Below are 12,411 nucleotides of genomic sequence, written 5' to 3'. Positions count from 1 at the left end.
CTGTTTTGACTTCGTTGTCCCGTAGGGTTTAATACACAGTTACCTTTACTATAGCCGGTAACGCGCCATCAGTGGAACCGGAGCGTGTGACGACGGGTTACCAGCTTGGGCGCGGGGCGATGGCATTCGACCGCGCCGCTGCTTAGGATGTGTGGCACGCGCTTTTGCCTTTCACGTTCATTCAGGGAACGTCAGTCACATTCAGGTCACCTCACCCTGTCCCTTTGTCAGCAGATGCTTGCGCAAGGGGAATACCAGCCTGATGACGTCCAGGCCGCTGCCATTGCCCGGCTGGACCGGATCCACCAGCAGTTTGGCGCGGTGCAACACGCCGCCACCAGCGGCCCTCGGTGTTACGCCTGCTGGCAAAATGGCTTAGCAAGGGTAAGCGCGCAACGGACGAGCCGGTCCAGGGACTATATATGTGGGGCGGGGTAGGCAGAGGCAAGACCTGGCTGATTGATTTATTTTATCGCAGCCTGCACAGTGAGCGTGAACTGCGGCTGCATTTCCACCGTTTTATGCTGCGGGTGCATGAAGAGATGACCTGTCCTCCAGGGGCACCAGGGTCCGCTGGAGATCATTGCCGACGGCTTCAAGGCCTAGACCGACGCGGTGCTGCTTGGTACCCTGATGCAGGTACTGTTTGCCCGCGGCATTACGCTTGTGACCACCTCCAATATTTCGCCGGACGATCTTTACCACAACGGGTTATAGCGCACGCGTCTCCTGACGGCCATAGAACTTATTAAACGCCATTGCGAAGTGATGAGTATCGATGCCGGCATCGATTACTGGCTGCGCACCTTGATGCAGGCTAGTTTGTGGCCGCCAATCGGCGACAAGACGGACAGGGCGATAGCGTGGATGTCAGCGCCCTGACGGGGAAACATCTCGCGCTTGAGGGCGACCCCCAGCGCTGGATCAATCATCGGCTGCTACCGACTCTGGGCGTGACCGACGGAGTGGTGCGCTAGATTTCGCCGATCTGTGCGGTGTCGCGCGCAGTCAAAACAACTATATCGTGCTCTCTGAACTCTTTCATAGCGTCCTGTTACACAATGTACGGCCGATGAGCAACGAGAAAATACCGCCCGCCGATTTTTAGCGCTGTGTGGATGAATTCTACGAGCGCCGCGTCAAGTTGGTGGTCGCCACCAGTGTGCCGATGGCCGTGCTCTATCAGGGGCAGTTGCTGCGTTTCGAGTACCAGCGCTGCTTGTCGCGTTTGCAGGAAATGCAAAGCGAGGAATATCTCCGGTTGACGCATCAGCCCTGATGACGTGAAGATGATCGATCTTTGCGGATGACTTCTATATAATCTTGCAATCCTACGTTACATTGAGGTTTTTCCTAAAACTTCAATTGAGCAACGGCTACTCGAAGGGGTGGTTTTCCAGACTGGAAGCCGTGTGGGTCTCATAACTATTCATTGTACCAACGTGTAACTGAAATTGGGTAAGCTTTTAATGAAAACTTTTACAGCAAAGCCGGAAATGATCAAACGTGGCTGGTATATTGTTGATGCTGAAGGGAAAACACTTGGTCGTTTTGCTACCGAACTGGCTCGTCGTCTGCGCGGCAAACATAAAGCGGAATATACGCCGCATGTGGATACCGGTGATTATCTCATTGTTCTGAACGCTGATAAGGTGGCTGTTACCGGCAACAGGCGTAACGATAAGATCTACTATCACTACACTGGTCACGTTGGTGGTATCAAACAAGCGACCCTTGAAGAGATGATTTCTCGCCGCCCTGAGCGAGTGATTGAAATCGCAGTTAAAGGCATGCTGCCAAAAGGCCCGCTCGGTCGTGCTATGTTCCGTAAACTGAAAGTTTACGCCGGCAACGAGCACAACCACGCGGCACAGCACCCACAAGTTCTGGACATTTAATCGGGATTATAGGCAATGGCTGTAAATCAATATTACGGCACTGGTCGCCGTAAGAGCTCTTCCGCTCGCGTCTTCGTTAAGGCGGGCAGCGGCAACATCGTTATTAACCAGCGTAATCTGGATCAGTACTTTGGTCGCGAAACCGCCCGCATGGTCGTTCGCCAACCTCTGGAGCTGGTCGGCATGGTGAGCAAATTGGATCTGTACATCACCGTTAAAGGTGGCGGCATCTCCGGTCAGGCAGGCGCCATTCGCCACGGTCTCGCCCGTGCACTGATGAAATATGACGAAACGCTGCGCGCCAATCTGCACAAGGCTGGTTTTGTTACCCGTGATGCCCGTCAGGTTGAACGTAAGAAAGTCGGTCTGCGTAAAGCACGCCGTCGTCCGCAGTTCTCGAAACGTTAACTTCATAGGATTCATTTCCACAGCTTTTTATTTATTGCGTCACGACCCGCCTGGAATATCAACCGCGGCTAGTTATTCACGCTGATTTGCCATATCCCAAAAAAACAAGCAAAATCTGATAAACTAGCTAGTGCTTATATTACCTGTTTACTTGGCTGGCGTTTTGTCGACCGGCTGCAGACTTTCCAGGCCAGGTTGTAGCGGGCAAGGTGCTATGGGGCAACGGCGGACAAATCAGGAAAATAACCCTGGGTTAGTGTTATTCGCGGTATTTCTCAATAAACTTGGAGGTTTTCATGGCTGTCGCTGCCAATAAACGTTCGGTGATGACGCTATTTTCCGGCACGACCGACATTTCTAGCCATCAAGTGCGCATCGTGCTGGCAGAAAAGGGGGTAAGTGTCGAAATTGAGCAGGTTGAGATGGATAATCTGCCGCAAGACCTGATTGACCTCAACCCCTACCGCACCGTGCCGACGCTGGTCGATCGCGAACTGACGCTTTACGAGTCACGCATTATCATGGAATACTTAGATGAACGGTTCCCTCATCCGCCGCTGATGCCGGTGTACCCTGTAGCGCGCGGCACCAGCCGCCTGATGATGCACCGCATCGAGAACGATTGGTACACGCTGATGCGCAAAATCGAGCAAAGCAGCGGCAGCGAAGCGGATAACGCGCGCCGGCAGCTGCGCGAGGAGCTGCTGGTGATGGCGCCGGTGTTCAACGAAGCGCCGTTTTTCATGAGCGAAGAGTTCAGCCTAGTGGATTGCTACCTTGCGCCGCTGCTGTGGCGTTTGCCACAGCCGGGCATTGAACTGGCCGGCGCGGGCGCCAAAGAGCTGAAAGGGTATATGACGCGCGTATTTGAACGCGATGCCTTCCTGGCCTCGCTGACTGATGCCGAACGGGAAATGCGCCTATAGATCCAAGAGTAAGGGGGTGTAAGTAACTCAGCTTTCGCCGAGTCGGCCTTGCTTGCTACGGGCGTTTACGAGCAGTTGTTTGATAATCAGCTGACGCCTCAGCCCATGGTGAATGTCGACGTGGATGATGTGACGGTGCCGATAGAATTTGCCCATGCCGGGCAAATCGTGCTCAGTATTGCGCCGCGCGCGGTGACGAATTTGGCGCTGAGCAATAGTGAGCGCAATTTAACGCCCACTTTAGCGGGGTTTCGTGTCAGATGGTAGTGCTGATGGCGGCTGTGCTGGTGATTTGCGCCCGTGAAACGGTGCCGGCACGATGTTTGAGCCCGATATAACAATAGCATACGAGCGACTGGCGCTGGCCGTCCTTCATTGCGCGTGGCGAAGTACTTGCTCGACGACGTTACGGCTCTACCAGCCCAAGGCCGCCGATTTGCAGCTTGGCCTACCTTACCGATTTTACCAGAAACACGCCGGCTTCAAGCCACACAACAAGACGCCGTCCTGGTATTGCGGCGGGATCGGCGTGTGTCTTTGGCCCTAGCGTGAATGGAAGCGCTTACACTTCCAGGTAACGTGATGCTTCGACCTCTTCTTCGATCTCTTTATGCCTTTCAGCAATGGCGGTGGCTACCAGATCAGAGCCGCGCACCGCATCGCCGCCGGCGAGGATATTCGGATTGCTAGTTCGGATTGCTAGGGATTGCTAGCCTGAAAGGCGGCCTCTCCGTGTTCCGGCGTCATGATCCGACCTTGGTTGTCCAGTTCAACGCTGAAATTGGCCAGTCAGCTCATGTGTTCGGACGGAAGCCGAAGGTGACTACCACCGCATCGGCATCAAGAATATGCTCAGAGCCCGCAACGATTTCTGCGCGTCGGCGTCCATGGGCATCTGGCGCGCCCATGGCGGTAGGGGCTATTTTCACGCCGCAGGTCCGGCCATCTGCGACCACCTCGATACTTACCGGCTGTAGATTCAACATGAACTCCACCCTTCCTCGCGCGAGTTTTACCTCACGGCATGAGCCGGGCATGTTTTCCTCATCGCGACGACAGACGCAGACAACCTGGCTGGCCGCCGTGACGAATAGAGGTCCTGACACAGTCCATGGCGGTATCGCCTCCGCCCAGCACAGCCACTGTTTCCCCGCTCATGTTGACATAGGACACTTCGGCGGGGTTGCCGCAGCCCATCAGTTTCACGGGTATTGGCGCAACGTGTTATACACGTCAGGCGCGTCGTCATTGCCAAAACCGCCTCACATCGGATAGGTACCGACGCCAAAGAACACCGCATCGCATTCTCCGAACAGATCGCCCAACTGCACATCTTGACCGATTTCGGTATTCAATGGGAACCAAATACCTGTGTCGCTAAAGATTTCGCGGCGCTTTATCACCCCTTTCCGGCTTAAAGGCACGGATGTCGAAGGTCAATAAGCCACCGATTTGATAATCGTTACCCGTTTTTCAGTGGGAACGACGCTGGCAACGCGAGGTTTCCAGCCCATTTCAATGGTTTTATGGTTTTGTCGTTAATATAGCGTTCAATATTGCTGATAGTGACCGTGCCGAACTTATCGTTGAGCGTCCAGAGGCCCTCACTCAACCTGTCCTGCTGGAAGACGCGTCCGTACACTTCCGGTAGACTGTTGGTCTAGTGCGAAAGCTCAGTTTCGGAATGTGGTTGTGGACCGGACATTTCCATTCACAGTAAGGGTTGCCGCAGGAGAGATGACGGTCCGCCCGCGCTTTGGACTGCGAGTCAGAGCAACACTTTCACATCGCTTGTTTTGCTTCACCAGCGCGCAGCGGTCAGCCCAAACCCGCCAATTGGCCGGCAGCTCCTCGCTACGGTGGGAGTCGGTCAGATGAATGTGTTCGGTTATCAGCCCACGCAGGTGATGCTCTTCGTGAATGGCTAACCTTGTCGAAGTTGGAGAAACCGCTAAGCCCATTCATGGCCTAGGCCAGTGACTCGTGGGCCTTTGGGTTGAGCGTGTCGGTGGACATCGCGGCGGTGTCGAACCGTTTAAATGGCGTTTCGGCTAGCTTAACCTGACCCAATGCGACCACTCGACCGTTAGGCTTCAGTGGCAGCAAATCTTGTGGCGTCGCGACTGGCCACTGGTTACCAGATCGGTATACTGACGATATCTTGCCTATCGCCGCTCTGTACAGCCTGTTGTAGAGTGCGCACCACATTAGGATTGTAGGCGTGATATTCTTTCAGACGTATTTCAACGCCGACCCCTGTCGAGGGTTTTGCGTTTCAGCCAGGCTCGTTTCGACATGTTCAGTAAATCCGGCTCGAAATCGCTAAAGTTGGCACCACCGATACGGCTAACTACGCCATGGAAGCACAGATTCTGTTAGGCCTACCGCTTCAAACGGCTTTGAGCAGCGGCACGAGACGACGGTAGAAATGCCTATTTGTACATGATCTTGTACAACCCCTTATTGGAAGTTCAGCATATCCGTACGATCATCTTTCTCGATGGCACCGTTATCCACCATCCCGGCCAAGCTTTCCCGGCGACGAAGCCCAGCAGCACCCCAAAGTGGTGCGGATCGCTGGCGCTGGCAGGTTCAACAATCAAGTTGGCATCGCAGCGCATGTTTTTTCCACCTGGCGAGTGATGGATGGCCCCGCTACCATCGGCGTCGGCACCGGTATGCGGCCCTGGAGATGGCGCGGTCGGTCAGTACCAGTACACTGTGAGCCTAAGATCGTGTCGTGCAGGCGCGCCTGCGTCGGCTTAAAGGTAATATCAAGCTTGTTGGCGCGATAGTGATCTACAGCCTGCATCGCGAGCTGAGTAAAGTGTCAGAATAGAGTAAAATGGGCGATTTGAACGCCAAACAGTACGCTTAACCTTCCGCTTCGCTAAACATATTACGGCTGATGCAGGTGACCAGGACATCACCTGGGCCTCGCGCAACGAGATAGGCGGATTGATCACCTAAGCAAACTGCTGGCGGAAACAGTCATAAATCACTTATGGTCGGCTGGGAAGCACGGCGAACGGCGTATCTCGCCCATTGACCAGGTGGCTTCTCTTCCCCCAGCACGCGCGCGATGGCGTCTAGCTCTTCAAAATATACCCGAACTGTTTTTCGCGCGGAACCCAACCTGATTGTCCGGCAGATCTTCGAACGGCGTGAGGTAGTGCACGTTGCGGAAGGGAGCGGCTTTTGAGATCGTTATCAGTTTTGAGTGCAGAATGCGCCCGCTGGTGATGTCCATTGCCATCAGTCCGCCGGGGCTGATGCGACCTTTTCCACGATTTCGTCTGGTTGAGTAGTCCCATATACCGATCCGCAGGCGAAGGTGATGAGCTTATCGGTGGTAATGACGTAGTGCGCCTGGCGCAGGCCGTTACGATCCGGGTTACAAGCAGCGAAGAGAGCATCGGACATGCCAGACAGGCCGAACTATCCCAGGGCTCCATATGCATCGAGATGCATCGAGTTAAAGTCGAAAAGGCGCGCAGCTCGGGATCCATATTCCGGGTGTTCTGCCAGGCTGGCGGCACCCACAGGCTCGCTGATGAGATCCATCGCGCCGTTTAAAAACACCCCCAGCATATTACCTAGCGAACTGGAGTCCGCATCCGGTTTCATTGACGAACGGCGCGGCATCTTGCAAATCGCGGATCAGAGGCGTTTTCAGCTTCAGCTGATGGGGGCGCGTCTCACTGCCGGTTACCGGTAGTAGTATTTATTATGGCCAAAGTAACGGCATGGCTGGGCCAGCGGCCAGCGCGGCACGATGTTGGTTGAAAGCACCAATGGAACGGGCAGATGGTCGATTCTGGCCGCAAATCCGCCAAGTCGAGATAAAAGCACGGCAGGTCCGCCGTACGCAGAGGTCTTTATACACGATCACCAAATTGGACAGATTACAGACGTTACAGACGTAGAAACTGTCGTCGGTGACGCGCTTTCGATGCGGCGGCGCGCCCCATACAAGCAGAGCTTCATTATCGTGCTAGCGCCAGCTGGCAGGGGCGTTAGCGAAAATTTGCTCGATACGCGGCGGTGAAGACACCGCTATTGCCCAACTATGGACAGCGTCTCTTGATACATCTCTTCTTCCACGATACGGCGAGCTTGGTGCGAGCTTCCTCTTCATCCTAGCTCAGGAACATCATGCCGATGGAGTAGTTTTAGCCGCCATCCGCGTTCCTGCGCCGCCATACGATAGAAGCGATCAAGTTTTGCAAAGCAAATTGCGGGCATCACCGGTTTTGCCGTCGACCGGGATCGCACCACGATGTTGCATACGGATCAGCGCATGAATAACAGTGCGTACGACCTTATGGCTGGGCTCGCCATTTATATGGGCAATCAGGCCAAAGCCGCAGTTGTCCTTCTCGTGCGTAGAATCGCACAACATATCGTGAACTCCTCCAGCCTCCCGATAACTCACACAACCTGCTGCGAGGAGGTGCATCTTTATTATGGAACGGCAGCGGATGACAGGATGAACCCTTTCTGCGCTCTGCTGTCACACTTTCACTCAATACCTCTCGCGACGGTCTGTGACATTGATAAACGACTAGTATTAAGAAGGAGTCCTCAATAACTGCATAAATATGACGAGTCGTTGCTTCGTAAGGATTTCTTCCAGCAGCTTTCTAATTTAATGATATTCATAAGTTAATGATATTAACCACGTAGTTCAAATATACATGCAAAGGACAGTGATAATGGGAATTTGTGAACTAGCCATTAAGAGATAATAATAAAGTGTATCTTTACCTCTTAATAAGGTGTTGTTGAGGTGCTTGGGTATTGCGCTATATCACGTGGTGCAGCGCTGCTATCAAAGCACCTCGCTAGTGCGGAGTGCTTTGATAGCACGTTATTCTGTAATCGCGATTTTTGCGACAGATGCCACTGTTTTTCAGGATTGGCGCATATTTGAGTAAATCACAATGGCAGGAATTATTAATCCATAAGAAAATGTTTAAATTATTGATTATAATGCATATTTTATGATCGCGGTCAGCATTTAGGGCACCGGATGCATAAGCCTATGCAGTTACAAAAATTAATTAATATGTTTGGCAACGATCTCCATTGGTGCTGCGGCGAGAAGATCCATAAACTTAGCCTACAGACGGTTTTAGCTGCCCAAATCGATACAGTACACGGGGAGGGGGAGATCGCACCTTCTACAATGTCACGGCGCTCGGCGATCCGCATTGGTAATATTCTCCTATCGCCGAACAGTTGGCCCAACCAGGTGGCTGGGTGGATCGCGCCAAACGCTATCTCACCTACTTCAAGGCCTGTACCAGTACTTATGTAGACGTGCGAGTACAATCCATATCAACAAGCGCTTAGCTAAGGGAATATCGCCGACTTATATGTTGTCACTTGATCCGATTGCGTACCGCTGTCAGTGTTGGATCTGCTGACCTGGTATCAGGATAAGGGCTATGAAATCTAGCCGGAGTTGGGTTTACAGAGCATACAGGAAAACCCTACGACGCATCAACTGCGGCCATGATTTTCCTGTTTCAGCGCACCGCTGCCTTGGCACGAGAGTGGGGACTGATGTGCACTCACATCGTTATTGGTTTTCCCAGCGAGAACGCGACAGCGTGCCTCGACACCCTCAGCAAAGTCGTAGCTAAGGGCGTAGCGGGTTTAAAATTGCATCCGCTACATATCGTTAATGGAAAATGATTCGCTGACATTATCTTTCATCGCGTATTCGCCAATGCCCATCGTGCCCTACTGCTTGCGCCACAATGGTGCGCAAATCGTTTGGACGGCATGCTAGCCGTGTATCACTATTTACTGGAACAAGGAACGCAGGGTAGCGCCATCGACACACCTTTGTGGCTCCCTGTCGCCGCATATTATTTGTGACCGCTTACTTTTTGTACGCATTTACCGGTCATCCCACGCGCGCGGCGACATTGACGACTAGGCGCCTCATTTGACACCGCACTTTGACGCCGTAGCGTGCGCCGAGATCGCCGACGGCACCCATCTGCGGAAAATTCTGTGGAACCTCATCGACAACGCAGTGAAATTCACCCGATAAGGTGAGATTGTGATCCGCATCTGACGTGAACAGCGGGATCGTTTATGCTCTGATGTGCAGAACTCCGGCATCGACATTTCCGAAGAGGAGCAAGAGAAGATTTTCGCTATGTACTACCAGGTAAAGGTCAGCACGATGGCAAGCCGGCGACCGGCACCGGAATTGGCCTGGCTGTCTCCAAATGGCTAGCGTAGGCAATGGGCGAGATATCACTGTTAAGAGCCAACCAGGCCAAGGCTCTTGCTTTGCGCTAGCTATCGTGGCGCCGGCAGAGATGGTGGCGGTGTAAAAACCGGTAGATATTGGACACCAGCTATGCTGGAACAATATCTGGAATTGGTGGGGCCGGCATTGATTACCGAAAGTCTGGCGATGCTTGAGATGGTGCCCGGCTATTTGCGCTAGCGATCGGCATGACATCACGGCAGGGGCACAAAACAAGGTCGCGGCGGGCTCGGTAGGGCTACGTCTTTGCGGCAGTTGGCGCAGCAGCTCCAAGGCCCTGAGCTGCCGGCCTGGTGGGATAACGTCCAGGAGTGGATCAACGAGTTGAAGCACGAATGGCACCACGATGTGCAAACGTTGCGTAATTAGGTTCAGTAAGCAGAAATGGCCCTGACTTATGTGCCATGGTGCGCGGAGATTGCGCCAATACCAAGGACACTGTTTACCACCGAGAAGGCTCAGCGGCGGTAGGGGACAGAGAATAAACTATAGTAAACAACAAAATAATATTTTAAGATCCATTAAACTTTGGGATGTAGTACAGATTTTATCAATTGAAATAACAAGTCCGCCTACCAGATAGGGGGAATCTAGCCAATGAAACGGATCGGTGTCGTGTCGAGCGGTTACGGCGTCAATGATGGAAATGACATTCATGAAGCTGTGCTTGCGTTTCATCGACCGCGGGGCGACGCGCTCTGTTTTGCGCTCGATAACCGCAGTTGCAGGTGATAAATCATCTTAGAGGTGAGCCGTACGACGAACGGCGCAATGTGCTGCTGGAAGCAGCGTGGATCTCGCGCGGGCATATCTAGCCGCTATCGGCGGCTAGCGCCGATGAACTCGATGCGCTTCGTCCCTAGTGGCTTCGGTGTGACAAAGCAATATTGATAGCGATAACAACATCATAACCACGCTAGCCCAGGAGACCTCGGAGACCTCGAGGCAGTCAAATGTATCGACGAGCTGGCGGCGCGCTGGCGACGCTCCGTGCTGCAGCGCACGGCACTGGCTATTTAAGAGACTGTCTGGCCCTGGTGGCGCTGTGGCTGTTGGCGATAATGTTTTGCCTTTGTGCCGACGCCTTTCAGCGTCGTTATGGCGGAATGGTAGATGGACCACTAGCGTAAGAGGGGGATTTTCGCTATGTCGCCCATTCGCGCTGGGTGCCGATGCGGGCTGTTGCCCTGTCGATGGTCTTGGCAGTGATGTCGGCCGAGGACCCAAGGTTCGCCTTGGTATCACTGCTATCCGCGATGTAAGGGATTGGCGGGATAGGGGATGCGGACCAAGCAGTGCATTTTGACCGTATATTTGAATATTGTGGAATTTGGCGAGGGCATATTTGGCGTGGAGGCGACGCCGCTAGCAGCAGCACTACCCAATCCGCTGAGCTTACGTACCGACGCTCCCAGCGTCTACATTCACCAACGGCAGCGCTTGGATCCTGTGCCAGATGTGGCAAACGGACGGTGATGATTATCGGGCGCAGACGGGCCTGCGTTAGTCGCGGTTAACAACGGTCGGCTCAAACCGCGACTATTGTAAATAGGTGAAGGCGGTCGTGACATGTTTCACGCTGCTCACCTTACTGGCGACTTCAGCCGCGGCCTTGCCCTCGGCGTTGGTCACCAGCCCCAACAGGAAGACTTCGCCGTTCTCCGTAGTCACTTTGACGTTGGAGGACTTGACCGCGTCGCTGGCCAGCAGCTGCCAGCGGATCTTGGTGGTGATCCAGGTATCCATTGACGCACGTCCGAGCGATATCGGCTGCCCCTGACGGATTTCGTTATAGACCTCGGTGGCTCCGTCGACGCCCATTGCAATCTGCTTGGCGCGTTCGGCCAGTTCGGGGGTCAGCGCCTGGCCGGTTAGTAGAACTTTGCCCTGATAGGCCGTATTGACGATATGCGCCTCTTTCTTCAGTTGCTGATCTTTGGCTAGTGCATTGGCGATCCTGGCTTCAAGCGTGCCATCATCGACTTGGGTGCCGACGGTGCGGGGATCGGTAGCGGTTTTGGTGGCGACCGCGGCGGCACCAACCACTACCGCGCCGACGCATCCTTGCAGCATCAAAGCGGTACACAGCAGTATTAGTGGCGTATGAACCTTCATCTGGGCTCCTTAATCGTCCAGGTGGGTGGAACAACTTATTATCTATCAAATCACATAGACAGTTTACGGTGAGCATATGCATCTCTTGAATCCGTACACTGCGATGGGATGGGATACGGATTTCAATGTCCTGCTGACCAAGCATGTCGGCCAATTCGCCGTCGTCGTAGTCCGTCATGGCGATAATTTTCTCGGGTGAAAATCGCCAGCAGGATATCGCCGACCTCATCTGAGCGCGCGCACCTGCATGACGTAGATCTCGCCATACAGGTGATCATTGGCGATGGGCGGTCAACGCTACAGTATCGGCATTCAACGCCATTGCTGGCAGGCGGGGCGCTCGACTTCAAAGCGATTCAGCATACAGGCAGCGACGTGCTGCGCGTTGGCGGCAGAGGTACCATTGCCGCAGTATAAGATTTTTATCGTTGAGCAGCGCCTACGCTAATACATTGGCAGCATGGGCGATGGCGCCAGCAGCGCTTCCGCCGCCGCTATTTGGGTTTGGATACTTGCTGCCAAAGGCGTCTTCAGTCATTCTACCCAACTTCTGATAATGGCGACAATGTCGAAGCGACAGATAGAAATGTTAAAACTAGCGCTGTACCAGCCAGACTTTCGCCACCAGCAGTAAACGAACGGCGGCGGTGCTATATGAGTTGCCCCACGGGCATTTCAGGCATGACAACGTCCTGTTGATTACGCAATGCGGCGTTGCCGATACAGCGTGTCGATTTCGTCCGCAACCTGAAAGCTCGGAAGCTGGCGCATTTCG

At 53.7% G+C, this 12,411-nt stretch carries 12 protein-coding genes and 9 pseudogenes; 11 read left to right on the top strand and 10 right to left on the bottom strand.

What is annotated here, in order from left to right; all coding sequences use genetic code 11:
* Window positions 1-201: 201 nt before the first annotated feature.
* Window positions 202-330 carry a hypothetical protein gene (locus tag GPOALKHO_RS08170; protein WP_406702067.1) on the bottom strand — a complete coding sequence of 43 codons (129 nt, stop codon included), beginning with the start codon at window positions 328-330 and terminating at the stop codon, window positions 202-204.
* Between the two features lie 20 nt (window positions 331-350).
* On the opposite strand from GPOALKHO_RS08170, the pseudogene zapE (GPOALKHO_RS08165) reads away from it, so the two are divergent.
* The 8 genes and pseudogenes from zapE (GPOALKHO_RS08165) to GPOALKHO_RS08130 all read left to right on the top strand — a co-directional run.
* Window positions 351-491 (top strand): annotated as a pseudogene (gene zapE, locus GPOALKHO_RS08165) (AFG1/ZapE family ATPase); the annotation flags it as partial.
* 142 nt (window positions 492-633) lie between these two features.
* Window positions 634-882, top strand: a pseudogene (gene zapE, locus GPOALKHO_RS08160) (AFG1/ZapE family ATPase).
* Window positions 825-977 carry a hypothetical protein gene (locus tag GPOALKHO_RS08155; protein WP_406703508.1) on the top strand — a complete coding sequence of 51 codons (153 nt, stop codon included), beginning with the start codon at window positions 825-827 and terminating at the stop codon, window positions 975-977. The pseudogene zapE (GPOALKHO_RS08160) and the gene GPOALKHO_RS08155 overlap by 58 nt, the downstream one beginning before the upstream one ends.
* 47 nt (window positions 978-1,024) lie before the next feature.
* A pseudogene (gene zapE / locus GPOALKHO_RS08150) lies at window positions 1,025-1,279 on the top strand (AFG1/ZapE family ATPase).
* Window positions 1,280-1,469: 190 nt separating this feature from the next.
* Window positions 1,470-1,898 (top strand): 50S ribosomal protein L13, encoded by a 429-nt coding sequence (gene rplM / locus GPOALKHO_RS08145; RefSeq protein ID WP_406703460.1) that lies wholly within the window; start codon window positions 1,470-1,472, stop codon window positions 1,896-1,898.
* Window positions 1,899-1,913: 15 nt separating this feature from the next.
* Window positions 1,914-2,306, top strand: coding sequence for a 30S ribosomal protein S9 (gene rpsI, locus GPOALKHO_RS08140; protein ID WP_406702065.1), 393 nt, complete (start codon window positions 1,914-1,916; stop codon window positions 2,304-2,306).
* Between the two features lie 296 nt (window positions 2,307-2,602).
* Window positions 2,603-3,232, top strand: coding sequence for a stringent starvation protein SspA (gene sspA, locus GPOALKHO_RS08135; protein ID WP_406702064.1), 630 nt, complete (start codon window positions 2,603-2,605; stop codon window positions 3,230-3,232).
* Between the two features lie 52 nt (window positions 3,233-3,284).
* A pseudogene (locus tag GPOALKHO_RS08130) lies at window positions 3,285-3,566 on the top strand (ClpXP protease specificity-enhancing factor SspB); the annotation flags it as partial.
* A gap of 228 nt (window positions 3,567-3,794) precedes the next feature.
* Here GPOALKHO_RS08130 and GPOALKHO_RS08125 read toward each other — a convergent pair.
* From GPOALKHO_RS08125 to GPOALKHO_RS08095, 7 genes and pseudogenes are all read right to left on the bottom strand, one after another.
* Window positions 3,795-5,005 (bottom strand): annotated as a pseudogene (locus GPOALKHO_RS08125) (FAD-dependent oxidoreductase); the annotation flags it as partial.
* Between the two features lie 195 nt (window positions 5,006-5,200).
* Complete coding sequence (locus GPOALKHO_RS08120; protein ID WP_406702062.1) at window positions 5,201-5,338, bottom strand: hypothetical protein; 138 nt, start codon at window positions 5,336-5,338, stop codon at window positions 5,201-5,203.
* Between the two features lie 493 nt (window positions 5,339-5,831).
* Window positions 5,832-6,044 (bottom strand): hypothetical protein, encoded by a 213-nt coding sequence (locus GPOALKHO_RS08115; RefSeq protein ID WP_406702060.1) that lies wholly within the window; start codon window positions 6,042-6,044, stop codon window positions 5,832-5,834.
* Between the two features lie 285 nt (window positions 6,045-6,329).
* Complete coding sequence (locus GPOALKHO_RS08110) at window positions 6,330-6,488, bottom strand: hypothetical protein (RefSeq protein ID WP_406702058.1); 159 nt, start codon at window positions 6,486-6,488, stop codon at window positions 6,330-6,332.
* Window positions 6,488-6,741 (bottom strand): annotated as a pseudogene (locus GPOALKHO_RS08105) (hypothetical protein). The gene GPOALKHO_RS08110 and the pseudogene GPOALKHO_RS08105 overlap by 1 nt, the downstream one beginning before the upstream one ends.
* 199 nt (window positions 6,742-6,940) lie before the next feature.
* A complete protein-coding gene (locus GPOALKHO_RS08100; protein ID WP_406703458.1) occupies window positions 6,941-7,006 on the bottom strand; it encodes a hypothetical protein in 66 nt (21 codons plus the stop codon).
* Window positions 7,007-7,448: 442 nt separating this feature from the next.
* Window positions 7,449-7,634 (bottom strand): hypothetical protein, encoded by a 186-nt coding sequence (locus GPOALKHO_RS08095; RefSeq protein ID WP_406702056.1) that lies wholly within the window; start codon window positions 7,632-7,634, stop codon window positions 7,449-7,451.
* 1,048 nt (window positions 7,635-8,682) lie between these two features.
* Here GPOALKHO_RS08095 and GPOALKHO_RS08090 point away from each other — a divergent pair.
* The 3 genes and pseudogenes from GPOALKHO_RS08090 to GPOALKHO_RS08080 all read left to right on the top strand — a co-directional run bounded on the left by GPOALKHO_RS08090 (window position 8,683) and on the right by GPOALKHO_RS08080 (window position 11,028).
* Entirely contained in the window at window positions 8,683-8,880 is a 198-nt protein-coding gene (locus tag GPOALKHO_RS08090) for a hypothetical protein (protein ID WP_406702054.1), read from the top strand.
* A gap of 344 nt (window positions 8,881-9,224) precedes the next feature.
* A pseudogene (locus GPOALKHO_RS08085) lies at window positions 9,225-9,890 on the top strand (ATP-binding protein); the annotation flags it as partial.
* Between the two features lie 584 nt (window positions 9,891-10,474).
* Window positions 10,475-11,028 (top strand): annotated as a pseudogene (locus GPOALKHO_RS08080) (hypothetical protein).
* Between the two features lie 32 nt (window positions 11,029-11,060).
* Here GPOALKHO_RS08080 and dolP read toward each other — a convergent pair.
* Window positions 11,061-11,636 carry a division/outer membrane stress-associated lipid-binding lipoprotein gene (gene dolP, locus GPOALKHO_RS08075; protein WP_406702052.1) on the bottom strand — a complete coding sequence of 192 codons (576 nt, stop codon included), beginning with the start codon at window positions 11,634-11,636 and terminating at the stop codon, window positions 11,061-11,063.
* Window positions 11,637-11,664: 28 nt separating this feature from the next.
* Window positions 11,665-12,170: pseudogene (locus GPOALKHO_RS08070) on the bottom strand (SIS domain-containing protein); the annotation flags it as partial.
* Window positions 12,171-12,411: the final 241 nt, after the last annotated feature.

The sequence above is a fragment of the Sodalis sp. (in: enterobacteria) genome, assembly GCF_036327475.1.
Classification (GTDB): domain Bacteria; phylum Pseudomonadota; class Gammaproteobacteria; order Enterobacterales; family Enterobacteriaceae.
The sequence above is the reverse complement of the archived record's forward strand: the minus strand, read 5'-3'. Positions and strand labels throughout refer to the sequence as shown.

Excerpts from the sequence above, each read along its gene's own strand:
- rplM (WP_406703460.1), top strand. The coding sequence starts at position 1,470 with ATGAAAACTTTTACAGCAAAGCCGGAAATGATCAAACGTGGCTGGTAT.
- rpsI (WP_406702065.1), top strand. The coding sequence starts at position 1,914 with ATGGCTGTAAATCAATATTACGGCACTGGTCGCCGTAAGAGCTCTTCC.
- sspA (WP_406702064.1), top strand. The coding sequence starts at position 2,603 with ATGGCTGTCGCTGCCAATAAACGTTCGGTGATGACGCTATTTTCCGGC.
- GPOALKHO_RS08115 (WP_406702060.1), bottom strand. The coding sequence starts at position 6,044 with ATGCAGGCTGTAGATCACTATCGCGCCAACAAGCTTGATATTACCTTT.
- GPOALKHO_RS08110 (WP_406702058.1), bottom strand. The coding sequence starts at position 6,488 with ATGGCAATGGACATCACCAGCGGGCGCATTCTGCACTCAAAACTGATA.
- GPOALKHO_RS08095 (WP_406702056.1), bottom strand. The coding sequence starts at position 7,634 with ATGTTGTGCGATTCTACGCACGAGAAGGACAACTGCGGCTTTGGCCTG.
- GPOALKHO_RS08090 (WP_406702054.1), top strand. The coding sequence starts at position 8,683 with ATGAAATCTAGCCGGAGTTGGGTTTACAGAGCATACAGGAAAACCCTA.
- dolP (WP_406702052.1), bottom strand. The coding sequence starts at position 11,636 with ATGAAGGTTCATACGCCACTAATACTGCTGTGTACCGCTTTGATGCTG.